Raw genomic sequence first — 18,982 nt, 5'->3', positions numbered from 1 at the left:
GGTGGAGGGGTCGCCCTGTCCTGCCCGAGAAGGGTTCCTCCGCCATGCCCTCTGCCCTGGACCAGCGGTCCGCACCACCCACCGGCAGCCCGCGCCCGGCCCCGCCACGGCGCCGCACCCGCGTCCTGGCCCTGCCGGAATCCCGCTGGGCGCTCGCCGCCCTGGTGCTGTTCCTGCTCGCCCTCCCCGTCCACCTGCTGGATGGCCCGGCATGGCTGCGGACGGCCCTGTTCACCGCGGTCTACGCCACCGGCGGCTGGGAGCCGGGCTGGGAGGGCCTGAAGGCGCTGAAGGACCGGACGCTCGACGTGGACCTGCTGATGGTCGTCGCCGCCCTCGGCGCCGCCGCGATCGGCCAGCCCCTCGACGGTGCCCTGCTCATCGTCATCTTCGCCACCTCCGGCGCCCTGGAGGCCGTCGCCACCGCCCGCACCGCCGACTCCGTACGCGGTCTGCTCGACCTCGCCCCCGCGACCGCCACCCGCCTCCTGCCGGACGGCACCGAGGAGCGCGTCGACGCCGCACGGCTGACGCCCGGGGACCTCGTCCTCGTCCGGCCCGGCGAACGGATCGGCGCCGACGGCCGGGTCACCGACGGCGCGAGCGACGTGGACCAGGCCACCATCACCGGCGAGCCCCTGCCGGTCACCAAGCGGACCGGCGACGAGGTCTTCGCGGGCACCGTCAACGGCACCGGCGCCCTGCGCGTCCGCGTCGAGCGGGACCCGTCCGACTCGGTCATCGCCCGCATCGTCCGGATGGTCGAGGAAGCCTCCTCGACCAAGGCGCCCACCCAGCTCTTCATCGAGAAGATCGAACAGCGCTACTCGATCGGCATGGTCCTCGCGACGCTCGCCGTCTTCGCCGTCCCGCTCGCCTTCGGCGCGAGCCTGGCCCCGTCTCTGCTGCGGGCCATGACCTTCATGATCGTCGCCTCGCCGTGCGCGGTGGTCCTCTCCACCATGCCGCCGCTGCTCTCCGCCCTCGCCAACGCCGGCCGCCGCGGCGTGCTCGCCAGGTCCGCCGTCGTCATGGAACGCCTCGGGCAGACCGACACCGTCGCCCTCGACAAGACCGGCACCCTCACCGAGGGCACCCCCCGCCTCACCGACCTGCGCCCTCTGCCCGGCAGCGGTCTCGACGGCACCGCGCTCCTGAGGCTGGCCGCCTCCGCCGAGCACCCCAGCGAGCACCCCCTCGCCCGCGCCCTCGTCACCGCGGCCCGCGAACGCGGCCTGCCCCTGGCCGACGCCACCGGCTTCACCTCCGCCCCGGGCCAGGGCGTCACCGCCACCGTCGACGGCCACACCGTCACCGTCGGCTCGCCCGCCCACCTCCCGGCCGGCCCCGCCCACGCCCCGCACCGCGCGGTGGTGGCCGGACTGGAGGACACCGGCCACACCGCCGTCGTCGTCCTGCGCGACGGCACCCCGGTCGGCGTCCTGGGAATCGCCGACCGCCTGCGCCCCGACGCCGCCGCCACCGTCGCCGCCCTCACCCGGCTCACCGGAACCGCCCCCACCCTCCTGACCGGCGACAACGAACGCGCCGCCCGGCGCCTGGCCGCCGAGGTCGGCATCACCGACGTCCGCGCCGGCCTGCTGCCCCAGGACAAGGTGGCCGCCGTCGAGGAGTGGCAGGCCCAGGGACGGCGGGTGCTGATCGTCGGCGACGGCGTCAACGACGCCCCCGCCCTCGCCGCCGCCCACACCGGCATCGCGATGGGCGAAGCCGGCGCCGACCTCACCCTGGAAACCGCCGACGCCGTGGTCGTACGCGACGAACTCGCCACCATCCCCGCGGCCGTCCAACTTTCCCGCACCGCCCGCCGCCTGGTACTCCAGAACCTTCTCATCGCCGCGGTCTTCATCACCGCCCTGACCGCCTGGGACCTCCTCGCCACCCTCCCCCTCCCCCTGGGCGTGGCCGGCCACGAAGGCTCCACCGTCCTCGTCGCCCTCAACGGCCTCCGGCTGCTACGGGAGAGGGCGTGGCCGGGGGCCGGGGCGTAGCCCGGCCGCGGGAGGGGCTTCTCCGGGGCTGCGGGTGATCGCGGACAGCGACGGCGGGCGAAAGGGCGCGGGGCACGACCCCGAGGGTGGTGACCAGCGTTTGATGCGGTTGCGGAGGGCGAGGACGCCGAAGCCGAGGAGGACGGGGTCGAGGATGCGGGCGGCCCTTGCGATAGGTGCCGGTGGAGGTGAGGGCGCTCTTGTTGCCGTGCACAGTTCGGAGGCGCCGGCCGCCGCTCGATCCCCGATCGCCGGATCGACGGTGATCCAGCCCCGGCGCTGCCACCAGCCGATGGCCTTGCGTGCGAAGGCCAGTTCCCGGTTGAAGCGATGACGCCCCGCCGTCGGGCCGGCGGGGCGCCGAGTGCCGTATGCCGGGAAGCCCCACAGGAGGTCTCCGCGGTCAGCCGAGGGCCGCGGTGGCGGTGAGGGCTCCGGCGCGGGCCCGGACGGTGAGGGAGCGGGTGACCACGGCGGCGGCGGCCATGAAGACGAAGAAGTTGGTGATGATGCTCTGCACGTCGGTGAGGGCCGCGCCCTGCTTGACGAGCCAGGTGCCCACGTTCGTACCGAACCAGTAGGTGAGGCCGATGGAGGCCAGCGAGCGCACGGCGGCCATGGTGATCCAGACCGAGGCGTAGCCGGCTCCGGCGGTGGTGTGGACGGTGTTGTCGGCGTCCTTGGTCACCTTCATCAGACGGACCGCGAACAGGCCGATCAGGACGCCGAGGGCCGCGCCGGCGATCTGCATGACCAGCCCGGTGCCGCTGGTGAAGAAGTCCTTCACGAACACCGCGACGACGACGCCGCAGACGATGAGCGAGCGCATGAGGCTCTTGCTGTCGAACGCCCGGCGGCCCAGGTCCGAGAGGAGGACGACGGCCAGGACAACGGCGTTGACGATGAGGGCGCTGGACAGACTCATGGGAGGTGCCTCCGGTGGTGAACGAGGTGACTCTTCGAGCTTCCGGAATCCGGAGTCCGCGCACATCGGCTCGGTGACGGAGGGGGGTGGAGGGGCGGCGCCTCCACCCCTCTCCACCCTCTCCACCCCCTCGCCGGGCGACGGCTCCCGGACTGCCGGAGTGGCAATCGGAGTCGTGGCATGGTGGCCTTATGCGTCTGACCACGTACTTTCCCGGCCGACGGCCGCCCGGGCCCGCCCCGCGAGCGGCCGGGCCGGGCGGGCGTTCGGCGACGGCCAGGGCCGCGGTGCTCGGCCTGGTGCTGCTGGCATCGGCGGCGGCCGGCATGCGGGCCTGGCTGACCGGCCCGGTGGAGCCGCCCGCCGCCGGCGCGGTGGCACTCACGGGGTGGGCCGCGTACGCGCTCTGGTGCCTGGCGGCCGGCCATGCAGCCCTGCGCCCGGCCACGTCCCGGTCGGCGTGGTGGCACCTGCTGCTCGGGGTGACCGTGATGGCGGAGGGCCTCGTGGTGACCTGGACCCCGCCGCTCGCGGCAGCGGCCGCACCGCTGTTGGTCGCAGCGATCGTGGCCACGGCCGCCGATGCGTCCGTCCTCGCCGGAGTCGGCCTGCTCACCACCGGGATCCTGGCGGTGACGTCCGGGAAACTGCTCGCCGCGACGGCAGAGGCCGACTGGTGGGGAGTGGCCATCTGGACGGTGGTACTGATCGCCATCCACCTGATCGGCCTGACCTTCCGCAGCGCCCGCATCCAGCAACGCCAGGCGCAGCTGCTGCTGGATCAGGACCGGCAGATGCAGGCGGAACGGCAGAAGGCCGCCGCCCTCGACGAACGCGCCCGCATCGCCCGGGAGATCCACGATGTCCTCGCGCACTCCCTCGGCGCGCTCGCCGTGCAGTTGGAGACGGTGGACGCGCTGCTGGAAGCCGATCCGCCGAGGACCCGGCGGGCCGCCGAGATGGTGCGCGGGGCTCGCCGGATCGCCGTGGAGGGGCTCACCGAGACGCGCCGCGCGATCACCGCGCTGCGCGCGGACACCCCTCCGCTGCCGGAAGCCGTACACGCCCTCGCCGACGGTTTCCAGGACCGTCACCCCGGCGCGGGCACCGCGCACGCCGACGTCACCGGCACGGTGCGCCCGCTGCCCCAGGACGTGTCGCTGTGCCTGTTGCGCGTCGCCCAGGAGGCCCTGGGAAACGCCGCGAAGCACGCCCCCGGCGGAGCGGTCGGCCTCACCCTCGCCTACAACGACGCCAGGGTGCGGCTGACCGTGCGCTCCGGCCTGCCCGCCGATGCCCGGCCGGCAGCCGGTCCGCAGGGGTCCGGCGGCTACGGGCTGGCCGGCATGCGCGAGCGGCTGCGCCTGGTCGGGGGCACTCTTTCCGCCGGCCCCGGACCCGATGGCTGGACCGTCCGGGCGGAGGTGGACGCGTGAGCCTGCGGATCGTGGTCGCGGACGATCAGGAGGTCGTCCGGGAGGGACTGATGACGCTGCTGGGCCTGATGCCGGGCATCGAGGTCGTCGGCGGCGCCGCCGACGGGCAGCAGGCGCTGGAACGGGTCGCCGCCCTGCGGCCGGACGCGATCTTGATGGACCTCAGCATGCCCGGCACCGACGGGATCGCCGCCACCGCGCGCATCACCGCCGAGCACCCGGACACCGCCGTCGTCGTCCTCACCACCTACGCCGAGGAACCCCTCATCCTCGACGCCCTGCGCGCCGGGGCCCGCAGCTACCTGACCAAGGACGTCGGGAAGGCCGAGATCGTCCGCGCGATCGAGGCGGCCGTCACCGGGAACACCACCCTGGCACCCGAGGTGCACCGGCGACTCCTGGCGGCGGCAGCCCGTGCACCGGAAGCCGCCCCGCCGCCCCTGGCCGACGCCCCCGCCCCGGCGGCGACGGCCGCCTTGACCAGGAGGGAGGCGGACGTCCTGCGGCTGATGGCGCAAGGACTGCCGAACGGCGCGATCGGCCGCCGTCTGCTGATCGGCGAGTCGACGGTCAAGACCCATGTGAACCACCTGTTCGCGAAGATCGGCACCCGTACCCGTGCCGAAGCCGTCGCCTGGGCCCACCGGAACGGCTACGGTGAGCCGCCGCCCTGACCGCCGAGCCCGTACTGAGCACCTGAAGGACGCAGCACCCCGGTGGTCTCGCCCGTGGCTCATCACCGGTTCCGCCCGGCGACCCGCTCGGGGTCGTGCGACGCGGCCCGGATGGCTGTGATCGTGGGTGAGGACGGCGGTGGCGAGGGCGAGCCGGGTGATCTGCTGACGGAGTTCGCGGAGCTCGGCGTTCTGGTCGGCGTGCCGTTCCATCAGGGCCGTGCGGGGGACACCGGCTTCGACCACGAGTGCGGTGACGGTGAGGCTGCCGTCGGAGGCTGTGGTGCCGGCCTTCAGCGAGCCGGCGCCGTCCTGCGTGCCGTGGGCTGCTCGGACAAAGCCACACCTGGTGCACAGGAACCGTTCTCGCAAGTCGGGGCAGGTGTACGCCGACACGCGGTGGATCGAGGCTCAGAGGAGTACGGCGGCGTCCGCGTCGGCGCAGGCGCGCCCTTGTAGCAGCAAGGTGCTGCACGGCATGACCGACGTGACCGGCATGTTCTCCCTCGACCACGGCGATCTGTCCACCCTCGTCGCTCCGAACTACGGCCTGGAGATCGGTGCCGTCTGCGACGGCCCCGCCGAGGTGATGAAGATCGTCAGGAAGGACGTGCGTGCCGGAGCCAACTGGATCAAGTTCGGCGCCACTGGCGGCTTCGCCCCCGTCCGACGACCCCTGCCAGGTCACGTTCAGCCAGGATGAGATGAACGCCCTCGTGGCCACGGCCACCGACCTGGGCCTGCCCTGTACCCCCCCACGCCTACGGCGACGAGGGCGTACGCCGTGCGGTCGAAGCCGGCGTGCGCTCCATCGAGCACGGCAACCTCGCCACCGGGAAGACGCTGGACCTGATGGAGAAGAAGGGCATCTACCTGGTGTCCACCCAGTTCGTGGTCAACGACGTGCTCGACAACCTGGACAACGAGGACTACTGGGTGGGCAAATCCCCCGCCGAACGTCGCAAGTTCCGCCACTACCACGATCAACTGCGCGCATCCGCCCGCACGGTCGCCGCCAGCAAGGCGCTCGTCGCCTTCGGAACCGATGCGGGTTACATGTGCAGCGAGCTGCGGCGGGGCCTTTCAGGGCCTGGAACGTGCTTCTCACCGAAGTGCCGGGAGGTGGGCTTCGGCGAGTAGCTGAGGGGGCAGACGGGGGCGGGTGTGCCTCTCCCCGCGACCCTTTCTAAGACCGTGTAGGACACGGTCTTAGAACTCCTATCGGAATGGTTTCAGGCGCCGCCAGCAGATGAGTGCGCATCCGAGGGTGAGGAAGGCTTCATGGATGTCGTCGCGGATCTCCCAGCGGATCCGCAGGCGACGGAACCAGTGCAGATGGGCGAACGCGCGCTCCACGACCCAGCGTCTGGCGCCCAGGCCGGCGCATCGTCTACCCGCTGAACCGCTCGTGGCCGTCGAGCCCGGTACCCGCACTCCGTATGTGCTTCTCAGCCATGGCGCCTCATCATCCTTTCTTCATCACGTCATCCAGCACCAGCGTGTCAGTTGGCGGTCGGCTCCGGACATCCGTCGAGGGGTCCCCCGCGCCCAGCTCGGCGGGGGACTCCTCCTGGTGACCGGTGGTGTGCCGGTTGCGTCCGACTGACGTCCGGGACGGAGGTGACAGACTTCCACCGGAACGGCTGTGCTGCGATGTCGTAACGGACGCCGAGGGGGAAACCGGTTCCCGACCGGGAAAAGGTCGGTGAAGTCCTCGCGTAACACGACCTAGCGCCGGACGACGGACAGGCAGATCTCCACTCGACGGCGTCCGCCGTCGCCTGCTCACCAGAGGCTCAGCGGACGCCCAGGTGCTGCCGCGGTCGCGATGCGGTGCGCGATCTCGGTCTCGGGCTCGCCGTTCGCCTGGCCGGCCCGGATGGCCGCGCCGATGGCCCGCGCGCGACCGGCCGGGCCACGGAGATCCGCGAGTGGACCGTGGGGATCATGGTGCCGGGCCGGCCACTCCGCCCGGTTCTCCGCCGGCGTGCCGAGCCGGAGGGTGGGCGGGTTGCTGACAGGAATGGTTGTCGTAGGTGTGGCACATGGTCGGGTTGCCGTTGTCCAGCCCAGGCGCGGGATGACGCCGTGCGCCAGCTGGTGGCCGAACAGGTGCCCCGGCACAGTCCCCCGACGAGTGCGGTCGGGCGACGACGACCTCCGGAAGCTCGCGTGCCCGGTGCCCGTGACGCTCGCAAATTCCCTTACCGGGTTCCGTGGGCGACGGTCCCACGGAGGGGTGCTCCATCCTCCCGTGCGCGCAGGCGAGTTGACGGAGATTTCCGCCTCGTCGGGAGTTCTGTGCAGCGAATCTCGCTGCACGTGCAGCGAGCAAAACACCCCCCTGACCGCGTTTCCGCAGGTCAGAGGGGTGTTACAAGCGGTAGCGGTGGGATTTGAACCCGTCAAGATGACGCTTCTCACCTGCGGTTTTTCTGAAAGGCCAGGTGGGAGGGGGTGTTTCGATGCTGTTGGGGGGGCACTCGATGCCGCTCAACGGCGGTTCGTGCTGCATATGCAACACAGACACCCGCCCGTGTGTCGCGGTATGAGGAGCCTCCGCGCGGCCGCGGAGTTTTGCAGAAGCTAGCGATTGCGTGAGGGGTGAGACGCGCTTTCCACCTCCGTCGATCTGGTTACGGATTGTGACGGAAGGGGTGTGAGTGAGCGCTGAAATCCGCCGTCACGTGAACCGCGACTCGTTCCGTCGATGGGCTGAGCGCTCCTCGTCCCCTGATCGCCGTCGCCGTGATCGCCACCGGCACGGAGCGGAACCCTCCGCCGCGCCGGCTTCCCAGGAGGCGGTCCGGCCCGCGATCGCCTGGGTCCAGCCGGACGCGCTGCTGTCGGAGGGCCAGGCGGTGGCCTTGTTCAGCAGCATCCACACGCCCTTCGGGGACGTCCGTCCTGGTCGGTGACGCGTGCGCGGTGGGGCCGAACTGTGCCGACTGATGAAAGAGGCCAGGGCTGACGAACTCACCAGATAAATAGAGGGTCCGGGGAACTCATCCTGCTTGGCCTTCGCTGCTCCGTGCGGACAAACGCGGATGGTGGTATAACGCTAACCAATTTCAGTGAATCTCTGACCACTCTCATGTGGAAATTGCCGCGCGGGCGACAGGCCCACATTCCATCGAGTCACCCCTCCATCGGTGAGCTACGCCCAGCTTTCATTCTTTTGGTGGCGTTTGGGGTTGCTCCTCATACGGATTTCGGCAGCCCGAAGAAAGGCTTCTTCTCCTCCTGGCCTGCCGATTTCCGCTTCCCTCGACCTTGCGCTGCAGACACTCCGACTGGACCCTGTAGCGGCATATACCCCTAACCAAGTGCGTATGGTGCTTTTTTGCATGACCTCTCGCAGCAGCTGGCTCGCAAGCAGGAACATCCGCTTATGTGACATCCAGGGTTGCGCCCGACAGTGACCAGCGGTCAAGAAATCGCACAGATGGCATTTGTTGAGCAGGCAATGTGTCGCCGTCACTTGGCGAGTGATTCGCTGGAAGGGAGCGAGGTTCGCAAGGTGTCCGCAGTTTTCCGCACAAGAGTAGGCAGCCTCAATGAAACCAAGACTCAGTGGCGTGCTTAATTGGCGTGCCATCTCCACCTGGCTCGCCGCGGTCGCCGTGATCGCCGTCACCGCGGTGGCACTCAACCCGACGCAAGCGCGGGCCATCGCGACAGCTGTCCCCCTTGGTACGGCAGACAGCTACGCGGTTCTGGCAGGCCAGTCGGTCACCAACACCGGCCCGTCCACGATCAACGGTGACCTCGGGGTGAGCCCGGGGACAGCGGTCAGTGGCTTCCCGCCCGGCCTGGTAAACGGCACCATCCACCAGGCTGACGCCCCCGCCCTCCAGGCTAAGGCCGACCTGACCACGGCGTACAACAACGCCGCGAGCCAGGCCACGGACGCCACCATCACCACCGACCTCGGTGGTCAGACGCTGAATCCGGGCGTCTACACCGCCTCCAGCTCCGCCGGACTCACGGGCACGCTCACCCTGGACGCGCATGGCGACCCCAACGCCGTGTGGGTTTTCCAAGTCGGATCGACTCTGACGACAGCCTCCGCCAGCCGCGTGCTGCTGATCAACGGTGCTTCTCCGTGCAACGTCTTCTGGCAGATCGGAAGCTCCGCCACGATCGGCACCAACTCCACCTTCGTGGGCAGCATCCTGGCCCTGACCTCGATCAGCGTGACCACGGGCTCGACCATCGATGGTCGAGCGCTGGCACGTAACGGCTCCGTGACGCTGGACGACAACGTGATCACCCGGCCCAACTGCGGCACCGGAACGACCACCGGGACCACGACTGGAACGACCACCGGGACCACTACCGGAACGACCTCCGGGACCACTACCGGCACCCTCGGCGGGGTCCTCGGCGGGGTCGTCGGTGGTTCCACCACAGGCACCACGACGGGCACCACCACGGGAGCCCTGGGCGGCGTCCTGGGCGGCGTTCTCTCCGGTGGCACTTCTGGCGGGCTGGTCGCGGGCAACAGCGGCAGCGGCGGCGCGATCGCGGGCAACAGCGCCGGCAGCACCTCGGGCAACATTCAGGGGAACACCGCAGGAAACACGCGGGGTAACACTGCCGGTAACACTGCTGGGAACAACGGCAACACCGCTGGGAACACCACAGGCGGCGGGAATACCGCCGGGAACACCACAAGCGGCGGAAACGGCGGTCATTACCCCGGCAAACCCTGCGATGGCAGGTGTGGCGACAAGAGCCCGTGCGATGACAAGTGCGGCGACAAGAGCCCGTGCGATGACAAGTGCAGCGGGGAGAAGCCTGACCACGACGGCAAGGTGTGCGACGACAAGCACCACAGCCAGGTACGTGGAGCAGGCAAAGAGTGCGAAGAGGCCGATGTCTAGCTGATGCGCACGCCAACCGGCGCTCGCCCAAGGCATCAGCGTGTGGGAGGAAAGCCGGGGGCAAACCATCCCGCGAACCGGCACCGTCCCCGCGAAGGCACACCCAAGAGGTGATTGCCGGAGCTGACGGACCGCACCTGGGAGGAACGGGCGGCGCGCGGCGAGTATCGACGGGGCTCGCCGCGCGCCGACAGCCCGTACAGCAGGAGAGAACTCCCTGTGCGGCGGTGCAGGGAAGAAAGCAATGGGATGTGAGGGAATTGAACAGCGGACTGGTTGACGAAGCGACCTCCAAGGACGCAAGATCAACCGCGCAGATTCCAGACAGGGAAACTGACGGCACCTCGAAATCTATGGAACTTTGCTGGCCGCTGCGAGCGTTGATCGGCTGCGCAGTATCCCTGGGCCTGTCAGTATCCTTCGTGCACGTACTCTTCTTGTTTCTGCACGTGGCACCCAGCAACAGCATTTCACAGCGCTACGGAAATCAGATCAATGCCTGGGTGTACCCGCTCTTCGAGCAGAATTGGCGACTCTTCGCGCCGAACCCGGATTCGGTCAACCAGCAGATCTCCGCGAGGACGATGACCACCTCGGCGGGCGGCACCCCGCAGATCAGTGACTGGTTCGATCTGACGGCACTCGATAATGCGGCCGTCCGGCACAGCATCTTCCCCAGTCATACTGCGCAGAACATGCTGCGCCGGGCCTGGACTTCCTATCTGGAAACCCACGGTGGCGACGATAATCCGCGCTCGGAGCGGGCCCGGATGATGCAGGAGTATCTGGCAAATATCGCAACTGACCGCATCGCCGCGCATCGGCACAGCACATTCGAGAACGTCCAGTTGCGCGTGATCACCCATCAGATCTCCGCACCCTCAACAGCGGACACCCCAAGGCCCGCCACGCCCGGGCGTGGCGAGACCCGATATCTGCCGTGGTGGAAGGTGACCCATCGTGCCCACTGAGCCGCGCGCCCATGAGACGCACTCGCCCGGTCCGGATACCGCTCCCGGGGGCATCGCGGCCGGCCAGCAACGGATCCTCGGCGCTCTGAGCGCGTGGCGCACCGCCCTCACCGACAGGCCGGTGTCCCTGTACGCGGCGTCGGTGCTGCGGATCGGGTACGGGCTGGCCTACCTCGTCTTCCTGCTGCGGGAGTTCCCACACCGGCAGGAGATCTGGGGCCCGGACTCCCCGTGGACACCCGTCCTCGCGAACGAACTGTTCGTTCAGACCGGCTGGTCCAGCATCCTCACACTGTCCCTGGCCCCGCTGTACTTCGAAGCCTGCTACGTCTTGGCGCTCGTCACATGTCTGCTCCTCTTGCTCGGCTGGCGGACCAGAGCCATCTCTCTCGCTTTCGCGGTCGTCGTCGCCTCCTTTCACGCGCGGACCATCTTCATGACGGACGGAGGAGACAACCTCATCCTTCTGATGTCCATGTACCTCTGCCTCACGGCTTGCGGCCGACGGTGGTCTCTCGACGCGCGCAGACTCCGGCTCCGTGCGGAAGCGGACGGTGCGGCAGCCGCGAAGACCGGTGCCGAGCCGACCCTGATGCGCCAGCTCCAGTTCACACGAGTCCAGTTGGTCACCCTGCTGCACAACTGCGGCATGCTGATCATCGCGGCCCAGGTATGCCTTCTCTACGGGTCCGCGGGGCTCTACAAGGTGCAGGGCAACTTCTGGGGCAACGGAACGGCTCTGCACTACGTACTCAATCTCGATCTGTTCCGGCCCTGGCCCGCGTTGTCGATCCTGGTCGATCACCAGACGATGTTCATCGCGGTCGCCGGCTACCTGACCGTGCTGCTCCAAGTGGCCCTGCCATGTGTGCTGTTCAGCAAGGTCAAATACGTCGTCCTGCCCCTGCTGCTCGGCATGCACGCGGGGATCGCGGTGCTCATGGGGCTCCCGCTTTTCTCCGCGGCAATGATCATCGCCGACGCAGTTTTTCTCCCCGATCGCTTCTACCTGTACCTGGCACGCCGCCTGCGCCGCCTGCGCCACCGGAAAGCCAGCCGGAAACCGGGCGACCCGGACCGTGCGGGGACCTCGCATGTGCCGGCCCAGGCTCAACCCCGACCGGCGACCGGCACCGGGGCCGTCCGTCCCTCAGGGATCGGGCCGCAGGCCCCCCGTAGCATCTCTGGGCTACTCACATCGCAGGTCAGCAGGGTTGTATGGTCCGTTCGCCGTCGCCCGCGTGGTGCCGGCGACGACATTCAGAGCGCACGAGAGGAAGATTGGTCTGTTCGCCCCCGCCGCCGTTTCGCCGGTAGGCGAAGTGATGCTTGTGGAGCGTCTTCTTCAAAGCCGCGAACCAGTTGATCCACTCGCGTGGGCTATCCGCTTCCTATTCGGCCCCGCGATCGGTGCCTGTTTGGAGAGGGGGCAGAGCCCCTACTGTCAGCCCCCGCCGCCGACGCTGCCGCCTCGTCACCGGTGACGAGGCGGCAGCGCACCGCTGGCCGCCGTGACACTGCCGGACGGGCAGGAGCTGCGGCTGCCGTCACCTGGAGGTGGCGGGACCGATCTCCGCGAGTCGAGCCACGCGGCGGTCATGAGCGTGGGATTCCCCACCGGTGCCTCGACCGTCTGCACTGAGTGCATCAAGGCTCCCTGGCTCTGCCACTGCTTTTCCGGTCCGGCGTACGCGCTCCACGGCCCGCTGCTTGCCGCACGCGCGATCTGGTCGCCTTCATCTAGCTGGGCGTCGAGCCACTGTCCGAGGCCGGTGCTCATGCGGATCATCCTCCACTTGGTTCTTGTCCGACGGATTTCGGATGGACGTCCGCTCAACCGCGGGTCTCCGTGCCCATGGAGAAGGCCACCGCGGCTGCCTTGACGAGGCTGTCCGAAAGTTCCCGTGTGCTGTCGGACGCGTCGCCGAGATAGGTGAGGAGGGCTTCGGTGGCGTGGCCGGGGTCGGTGTCGTCGTTCATCCTGATCAGGCGGGTTGCACCGTGCCTCCGGACCGCAGCCCGCGGCTGGTCGAGGACACGGGGAGCCGATCGGCCAACGCTGCGAGGGGCTGCGCGATGTCGCTGACCTGCGGCGGGTACCGCAGAGCGTCCGGTGCGCCGGTGGAGTAGCTGATCTCCCGTATCCCCGCGGCGGCGTCCGCCGCGAGTCGACCGGTGCTCTTGGACATGTGACTGCCTTCCAGATCGTAGGTCGGGAGCGAGAACAGCGGTTGTCGTAGGTGTGGCACATGGTCGGGTTGCCGTTGTCCCAGCCCAGCCGTGGGGGACTCCGCGCGCCAGCTGATAGCCGTACAGATGCCCTCGGCACCGTTCTCCGACGAGTTCGGCCGAGGCAGGGATGGCTCCCCGAAGCTCGTATGCCCGGTGCCCGTGACGCTCGCAAATGCCTTACCCGGGGATCCGTGGGTCGCGGTCCCACGGAGGGGTATTTCAGCGTCCCTTGTTCGCAGGGGAGTTGGCGACTGCCGTGGCCTTGCGGGGAGTTCTGTGCAGCGAATCTCGCTGCACATGCAGCGAGCAAAACACCCCCCTGACCACGTTTCCGCAGGTCAGAGGGGTGTTACAGGCGGTAGCGGTGGGATTTGAACCCACGGAGGAGTTGCCCCCTCACGCGCTTTCGAGGCGCGCTCCTTCGGCCGCTCGGACACGCTACCGAGAGAGAGCTTAGCCCAAGGGGGGCCGGGATCCGAAATCGGATGCCGGAAGGGGTCAGGGGGCGCGGAAGAAGGTGGTGAGGGCGGCGGCGCAGTCGGTTTCCAGGACTCCGGTGATGACCTCGGGGCGGTGGTTGAGGCGGCGGTCGCGGACCACGTCCCAGAGGGAGCCGACGGCGCCGGCCTTCGCGTCGTAGGCGCCGTAGACGAGGCGGTCGACGCGGGAGAGGACGATCGCGCCGGCGCACATCGTGCAGGGTTCGAGGGTGACGACGAGGGTGCAGCCGGTCAGCCGCCAGTCGCCGGGGCGCCGGTCGGCGGGGCCGGCGCCCGTGGCCAGGGCCTCGGCGGCGGCGCGGAGGGCGAGGACCTCGGCGTGTGCGGTGGGGTCGCCGGTGGCCTCGCGCGCGTTGTGGCCGGTGCCCAGGACCGTGCCGTCGGCGGCGAGGACGACGGCGCCGACGGGGACGTCACCGGTCGCCGGGGCGAGCGCGGCTTCCGCCAGCGCCCGCCGCATCGGGCCGGTCCAGGGGTCCCGCAGCGGATCGGGTACGGCGGCGGGCGGAGGCTGCGGAGGTGACGCGGTCATGCCCCCAGTGTCGGGGACGCGGGGCGCCGGGCGGCCCGGCGGGGGGAGGGCCGCCCGACGCCCCGCCCTCTCCGGAGCGGCAGCCGGACCGCGCCCCCGGAGCACCCGCGAAGGCGTACCGGGGGCGGGGCCGGAGCCCGCGACTGCGTACCAGGGTCCGGAGGAGTCGGGGACCGGAGCCCGCGAAGGCGCACCGGGGCCCGCACCCGCGAAGACGTACCGGGGCCGGGGCGCGCGAGGCGTACCGGGGCGCGGGGGCGGGGCGCGCGAGGGCGTACCGGGGTGGCCCGAGGTGCGCGCGGCCGTCAGGGGGTGGGCCTCAGCGCACCGCCTCCAGGACTTCTGTGCAGCCCAGGGCGTCGGCGAGCTGGGCGAGGGCGTCGGTGTCGAGGACCAGGAGGTCTTCGGGGGAGACGCCCAGGTCGGTGAGGAGTTCCACGTCGCCCAGGGGGCCGGGGGGCGGGACGGGGCCGGCGGTGGCCGTGTCGTCGGGTTCGTCGGCGTCCGGGTCGGGTTCGCCGTCCTCGGTGCCGTCGAGGTCGAGGCTGTCGAGGTCGTCGGCGTCGTCGTCGGAGCCGAGCAGTTCATCGGTGAGCATGGCGCCGTACGAACTTCGCGCGGCGGCGGCGGCGTGTGAGACGAAGACACGCGGGTCGTCCTCGCCGTCGACGCGGACGACGCCGAACCAGGCGTCCTCCTGCTCGATGTACGCGACCACCGTGTCGTCGTCCACCGCCGCCTCTCGGGCCAGATCGGCCAGATCGGTCAGGGTCTCCACATTGTCGAGCTCCGTATCGCTCGCTTCCCACCCGTCTTCGGTGCGCGCGAGCAGTGCGGCGAAGTACACCGTGACTCTCCCACTTGGTATTGGGCTGCCGGGTCGGGCGGGGCGACGCGGGTGCGCCACTGGTCCCGCCCCCGAGCGGAATCGTGGCAGAAACAACGCGTCCGCGGGGGGTCTTCGGGGCTGCGTCGTGGGGAGGTTGCCGGAGAAGTCGCTCGCGTGCCGGAGCGGCGGCGCCGGAAACGGGACGTTCCGGGCGCGGGGGACGGGGCCGCCGGAGGCACCGCCGGGACCGCCGGGCGCCGGGGCCGTACGCGGCGTCTACCAGCGGAATGTGCGCATCCGTAGCGCTTGGCGTCTGCGGGCCGCGCGGGCGCGGCGCGGCTGTACGCGCTCGCGCAACTCCTTGGCCTCGTGCAGTTCGCGCAGGAACTGTGCGCGGCGCCGGCGACGCGCCGCGGTGCTCTCCGCGCCGGGCGCGGCGCCGGGCGCATCGTCGGGACGTTGCGGATCGGCCACGCGGCACACCACCTCGGGCGGGGACCGGCCCGGACGGGCCGGCCGGACGGACAGGGCGCCCGAAGCCCACTCTCCGCGCGCCGGGGAGCCCGCGCCAGCGGGGCCGGACGGCGGCGCCGCCGGGCCGCCGGTGCGCGGCCGGGCGTCGGGCGCGTGCCGGAAACGGCCGCGCCCGTGCGTGCGAGGGGGCGGGCCGCCGGTCGGGTCGGGCGGCAGGCCCCCCGGCCGACCGGGGCCTGTCCGGGGACCGGCCGGGCGCCCCGTTCCGCACTCTCGGTTACTGTCGAGGGATGCGTATCCACGTCGTCGACCACCCGCTGGTGGCGCACAAGCTCACCACCCTGCGCGACAAGCGCACCGATTCCCCCACCTTCCGGCGGCTCGCCGACGAGCTGGTGACCCTGCTCGCGTACGAGGCGACCCGCGATGTGCGGACCGAGCAGGTCGAGATCGAGACGCCGGTGACGACGACCACCGGTGTCCGGCTGTCGCACCCGCGGCCGATGGTCGTCCCGATCCTGCGGGCCGGGCTCGGCATGCTCGACGGCATGGTGCGGCTGCTGCCGACCGCCGAGGTCGGCTTCATGGGCATGGTGCGCAACGAGGAGACGTACGAGGCGCACACCTACGCCACGCGGATGCCGGACGACCTCTCCGGGCGGCAGATCTACGTCGTCGACCCGATGCTGGCCACCGGCGGCACGCTGGTCGCGGCCATCCGTGAGCTGATCGGCCGGGGTGCGGACGACGTCACGGCGATCTGCCTGCTGGCGGCGCCGGAGGGCGTCGCGGTGATGGAGCGGGAGCTGGCCGGCGCGCCGGTGACGGTGGTCACCGCCGCCGTCGACGAGCGGCTCAACGAGGACCGGTACATCGTGCCGGGGCTGGGCGACGCGGGCGACCGGATGTACGGGACGGCCGGCTGAGCCCCGGCCCGTACGGAACGTTCCGGGCCCCCGCCGGTTTCTCCGGCGGGGGCCCGTGGTGTGTCCGCGGCCGGGCGGTCAGCAGGCGGGGGCCGCCGGGCGCGGACGGGCGAGGGCGGTCAGCGCCTTCTCGGCGTCCTTCGCCTTCGTCAGCTCCTGGAACGTATCGCCGATGATCAGGTCGACGGAGTGGTCCTTGCGGCCGTCGGTCTCCTGGCGGGTGCCGGGAATCTGGGTGGCGAGGACCTTCAGCGGACCGGCGGCGCCGGCCGGGCCGAGCAGGACGCCGTTGTTCTTGACCTTCTTGTCGTAGGCGGCGGGGGCGTTGCCGACCTTGCCGATGTCGAAGCCGCGCTTCTTCAGCTCGTCCGCGGTCTGCTTGGCGAGTCCGCCGCGCGGGGTGGCGTTGAGGACGTTGACGGTGATGGCGGACGGCGAGGGCGGCTTCGCCACGGCGGCGGGGGCGGGCTTGCACTTCCGCTTGGCGTCGGTGTCCTTCTCGGCCGCCTGGGCCTTGCCGGAGGTGCCGCCGAAGACGTCGATGAGCTGGAGGGTGCCCCAGCCGACCAGGCCGAGGGCGCAGGCCCCCGCGGCGGTGGCGAGGGCGATCCGGCGGCGGTGGCGGGGGCGGCGCATCCGGGGATACCTGTCGCCCGTGATGCGGTACTTCTTACCGCCCATGCCTGGGGGCGTCAGCATGCTCATGAGCCGAGCGTAGTGCCGCTCCGGACGCATGCCTACTAAATGATCGGCCCTCGGTGGCAGAGCCGACCCGAAAGGGGCAATCGCGCCGTACGGACGGCGGAACGGGCGCCTGGCGTCAGCCGAGTTCGAGGACGCGGGCGTGGAGCACCTGGCGCTGCTGGAGCGCGGCGCGGACGGCGCGGTGCAGGCCGTCCTCCAGGTAGAGGTCGCCCTGCCACTTCACGACGTGGGCGAAGAGGTCGCCGTAGAACGTGGAGTCCTCGGCGAGGAGGGTTTCCAGGTCCAGCTGCTGTTTGGTCGTCACCAACTGGTCGAGGCGTACCGGGCGCGGGGCGACATCCGCCCACTGGCGGGTGCTCTCCCGGCCGTGGTCGGGGTACGGACGCCCATTTCCGATGCGCTTGAAGATCACACGGAAAGCCTACCGGGCGAGCGGCCGCGGGCCCACCCGTGCCACGGGTATCGGCCACTCCGGGCCCCGGACGAGGCCGGTGTGGCCCCGGCGCGCGGGGGCGGGAGCCGGTGCGCGGGGGCGGCGCCGGGGGGCGTTCCGGGGCGCTGCCGGGTGCGGCGCGGGGGTGCCGGGCCCGTTCCGTACGGCCCGGTGCGCCGTCCGTTCCGTACGGGGAATCCGCCCCGGAGGGCGCGCTACGGGTGCTGCGGGCCGGGAGGTGACTGGGAGGGCGGGGCCGCCGGGGCGGTGGGGGTGGTGCCTCGGGAGTGCGGGGCGCGGCCTTCGGTGCTCGGGGTCCGGCTCGCCGTGACGTCGGGGGTGAGGTCGCTGGGGGTGACGCGGCGGCCGTCCGGGGTCCGGGTGCGGCTCGGGTCGGGGGTGCCGTGGCGGTCGGGGACGGTGGGGGACGGGTGCGGGGACGGCCGTCCGTCCTGGGTGGGGCGGGGGAGCGGGTCGGGAGTGGTGGCGGGTGTCGGGCGGGGCGGGGTGGTCCCGGGGGAGAGGGCCGCGTAGCCGAGGGCGACGGCCGCGGCGGCGGCGAGAGGGAGGGCGAAGCGTCTCCAGGGGGCGCCGCGCAGCCAGGAGGTGCGGCGGGCGGCCCGGGGCGGGTCGGCGGGGCGCAGGTCGCGGGGTTCGACGGTGGCGGCGCGGGCGGCGAGGGCGGCGCGCAGCCGGGCCTCGACGGGGCGCTCGGGGCCGCCGGGGGAGGGGGCGGTCCGGTGGTGGTCGCCGGTGCTCATGACCGCTCCTTCAGGATTTTCTCCAGCGCGTCCAGGGCGCGGCTGGCGAGGGACTTCACCGCGCCCCGGCTGATGCCGAGGGTGCGGGCGATCTCGGCCTCGGACAACTCGCCCCAGTACCGCAGGACGAGGACCTCGCGGCGGCGGGCGGTGAGCTTGCCGAGCGCCGCCAGGACCTCGCGGTGTTCCTCGTCGAGGACGATGCGTTCCTCGGCGGACGGGGCGTCGGCCTCGTACGGCGGGGTGTAGCCGCGGGCGGTGCGGCGGCGGCGCAGGACCGAGCGGGCGGCGTTGACGACGGCGGTGCGCAGGTAGGCGAGGGCGTTGTCGACCTCGTCGAGGCGTTCGCCGTGGCGGCGGCAGAGCGCGGTGAACGCGTCCTGGACGACGTCCTCGGCGGTGGCCCGGTCGTCGACGAGCAGCACCGCGAGACGGACCATCGCGAGCCGGTGCGCGTGGTACAGCTCGCCGATCGAGGGCCGCTCGGGCATCGGCGTGCCGTACGCGGACAGGGCCGGCGCCGGGGTGGCGGCCGGGGCGGGCGCGGCGGTGCGGGCGGTCCGGGCGGTGCGGGTCGCCGTGCCGGCGACGCGGCGCAGCCACTGCCACCGGGGACGCCGCGGCCCCGGCCGGGCGAACCCGGCCGGGGCGAGCGGGAGGAGGAGGGTTTCCATCGGTTCCTGGTG

General features: G+C 71.2%; 19 protein-coding genes, 1 tRNA gene and 1 pseudogene. 9 read left to right on the top strand and 12 right to left on the bottom strand.

What is annotated here, in order from left to right; translation table 11 throughout:
* Positions 1 to 44: 44 nt before the first annotated feature.
* Positions 45 to 2,012 (top strand): heavy metal translocating P-type ATPase, encoded by a 1,968-nt coding sequence (locus ACZ4M8_RS18395; RefSeq protein WP_467608499.1) that lies wholly within the window; start codon positions 45 to 47, stop codon positions 2,010 to 2,012.
* A 403-nt stretch (positions 2,013 to 2,415) separates the two neighbouring features.
* Here ACZ4M8_RS18395 and ACZ4M8_RS18390 read toward each other — a convergent pair whose 3' ends face one another.
* The gene (locus tag ACZ4M8_RS18390; protein WP_467608496.1) at positions 2,416 to 2,937 is read right to left on the bottom strand and encodes a hypothetical protein; all 522 of its coding nucleotides are present in this window, start codon (positions 2,935 to 2,937) and stop codon (positions 2,416 to 2,418) included.
* Positions 2,938 to 3,128: 191 nt separating this feature from the next.
* Here ACZ4M8_RS18390 and ACZ4M8_RS18385 point away from each other — a divergent pair, with 191 nt between their 5' ends.
* The 4 genes from ACZ4M8_RS18385 to ACZ4M8_RS18370 all read left to right on the top strand — a co-directional run bounded on the left by ACZ4M8_RS18385 (position 3,129) and on the right by ACZ4M8_RS18370 (position 6,187).
* Positions 3,129 to 4,373, top strand: coding sequence for a sensor histidine kinase (locus ACZ4M8_RS18385; protein WP_467608495.1), 1,245 nt, complete (start codon positions 3,129 to 3,131; stop codon positions 4,371 to 4,373).
* Entirely contained in the window at positions 4,370 to 5,047 is a 678-nt protein-coding gene (locus tag ACZ4M8_RS18380) for a response regulator (protein WP_467608493.1), read from the top strand. The genes ACZ4M8_RS18385 and ACZ4M8_RS18380 overlap by 4 nt, the downstream gene beginning before the upstream one ends.
* A 478-nt stretch (positions 5,048 to 5,525) precedes the next feature.
* Entirely contained in the window at positions 5,526 to 5,750 is a 225-nt protein-coding gene (locus ACZ4M8_RS18375) for a hypothetical protein (protein WP_467608490.1), read from the top strand.
* 98 nt (positions 5,751 to 5,848) lie between these two features.
* Positions 5,849 to 6,187: a hypothetical protein gene (locus ACZ4M8_RS18370; protein ID WP_467608489.1), complete on the top strand. Its 339-nt coding sequence runs from the start codon at positions 5,849 to 5,851 to the stop codon at positions 6,185 to 6,187.
* A 78-nt stretch (positions 6,188 to 6,265) separates the two neighbouring features.
* Here ACZ4M8_RS18370 and ACZ4M8_RS18365 read toward each other — a convergent pair.
* Positions 6,266 to 6,430 (bottom strand): annotated as a pseudogene (locus tag ACZ4M8_RS18365) (transposase); the annotation flags it as partial.
* A gap of 2,174 nt (positions 6,431 to 8,604) precedes the next feature.
* Between ACZ4M8_RS18365 and ACZ4M8_RS18360 the strand changes: the two are divergent.
* From ACZ4M8_RS18360 to ACZ4M8_RS18350, 3 genes are all read left to right on the top strand, one after another.
* Positions 8,605 to 9,933 (top strand): ice-binding family protein, encoded by a 1,329-nt coding sequence (locus ACZ4M8_RS18360; protein ID WP_467608487.1) that lies wholly within the window; start codon positions 8,605 to 8,607, stop codon positions 9,931 to 9,933.
* 260 nt (positions 9,934 to 10,193) lie between these two features.
* Positions 10,194 to 10,904, top strand: a complete 711-nt coding sequence (locus ACZ4M8_RS18355) for a DUF5819 family protein (RefSeq protein WP_467608485.1) — start codon at positions 10,194 to 10,196, stop codon at positions 10,902 to 10,904.
* Between the two features lie 52 nt (positions 10,905 to 10,956).
* A complete protein-coding gene (locus ACZ4M8_RS18350) occupies positions 10,957 to 12,270 on the top strand; it encodes an HTTM domain-containing protein (protein ID WP_467609146.1) in 1,314 nt (437 codons plus the stop codon).
* Positions 12,271 to 12,737: 467 nt separating this feature from the next.
* Here ACZ4M8_RS18350 and ACZ4M8_RS18345 read toward each other — a convergent pair whose 3' ends face one another.
* The 6 genes from ACZ4M8_RS18345 to ACZ4M8_RS18320 form a co-directional block, all read right to left on the bottom strand.
* Entirely contained in the window at positions 12,738 to 12,884 is a 147-nt protein-coding gene (locus tag ACZ4M8_RS18345) for a hypothetical protein (protein ID WP_467608483.1), read from the bottom strand.
* A 5-nt stretch (positions 12,885 to 12,889) separates the two neighbouring features.
* On the bottom strand, positions 12,890 to 13,093 hold the full coding sequence (locus tag ACZ4M8_RS18340) for a hypothetical protein (RefSeq protein WP_467608482.1): 204 nt from the start codon (positions 13,091 to 13,093) through the stop codon (positions 12,890 to 12,892).
* Positions 13,094 to 13,492: 399 nt separating this feature from the next.
* Positions 13,493 to 13,579, bottom strand: a tRNA-Ser gene (locus ACZ4M8_RS18335).
* Between the two features lie 55 nt (positions 13,580 to 13,634).
* Positions 13,635 to 14,168 (bottom strand): nucleoside deaminase, encoded by a 534-nt coding sequence (locus ACZ4M8_RS18330; protein WP_467608480.1) that lies wholly within the window; start codon positions 14,166 to 14,168, stop codon positions 13,635 to 13,637.
* A gap of 319 nt (positions 14,169 to 14,487) precedes the next feature.
* A complete protein-coding gene (locus tag ACZ4M8_RS18325) occupies positions 14,488 to 15,015 on the bottom strand; it encodes a tRNA adenosine deaminase-associated protein (RefSeq protein WP_467608478.1) in 528 nt (175 codons plus the stop codon).
* 258 nt (positions 15,016 to 15,273) lie between these two features.
* Positions 15,274 to 15,471 carry a hypothetical protein gene (locus tag ACZ4M8_RS18320; RefSeq protein WP_467608477.1) on the bottom strand — a complete coding sequence of 66 codons (198 nt, stop codon included), beginning with the start codon at positions 15,469 to 15,471 and terminating at the stop codon, positions 15,274 to 15,276.
* Positions 15,472 to 15,761: 290 nt separating this feature from the next.
* Here ACZ4M8_RS18320 and upp point away from each other — a divergent pair, with 290 nt between their 5' ends.
* Positions 15,762 to 16,397, top strand: a complete 636-nt coding sequence (gene upp / locus ACZ4M8_RS18315) for a uracil phosphoribosyltransferase (protein ID WP_467608474.1) — start codon at positions 15,762 to 15,764, stop codon at positions 16,395 to 16,397.
* Between the two features lie 78 nt (positions 16,398 to 16,475).
* Here the strand turns inward: upp and ACZ4M8_RS18310 are convergent, their stop codons facing one another.
* From ACZ4M8_RS18310 to ACZ4M8_RS18295, 4 genes are all read right to left on the bottom strand, one after another.
* A complete protein-coding gene (locus ACZ4M8_RS18310) occupies positions 16,476 to 17,102 on the bottom strand; it encodes a LytR C-terminal domain-containing protein (RefSeq protein WP_467608472.1) in 627 nt (208 codons plus the stop codon).
* Positions 17,103 to 17,217: 115 nt separating this feature from the next.
* Complete coding sequence (locus ACZ4M8_RS18305; protein WP_003986294.1) at positions 17,218 to 17,514, bottom strand: type II toxin-antitoxin system VapB family antitoxin; 297 nt, start codon at positions 17,512 to 17,514, stop codon at positions 17,218 to 17,220.
* Positions 17,515 to 17,750: 236 nt separating this feature from the next.
* Positions 17,751 to 18,296, bottom strand: coding sequence for a hypothetical protein (locus tag ACZ4M8_RS18300; protein WP_467608470.1), 546 nt, complete (start codon positions 18,294 to 18,296; stop codon positions 17,751 to 17,753).
* Positions 18,293 to 18,970 (bottom strand): RNA polymerase sigma factor, encoded by a 678-nt coding sequence (locus ACZ4M8_RS18295; RefSeq protein WP_467608469.1) that lies wholly within the window; start codon positions 18,968 to 18,970, stop codon positions 18,293 to 18,295. Before ACZ4M8_RS18295 ends, ACZ4M8_RS18300 begins: the two co-directional genes overlap by 4 nt.
* Positions 18,971 to 18,982: the final 12 nt, after the last annotated feature.

The organism is Streptomyces sp. NPDC027185 (assembly GCF_055567035.1).
The sequence above is the reverse complement of the archived record's forward strand: the minus strand, read 5'-3'. Positions and strand labels throughout refer to the sequence as shown.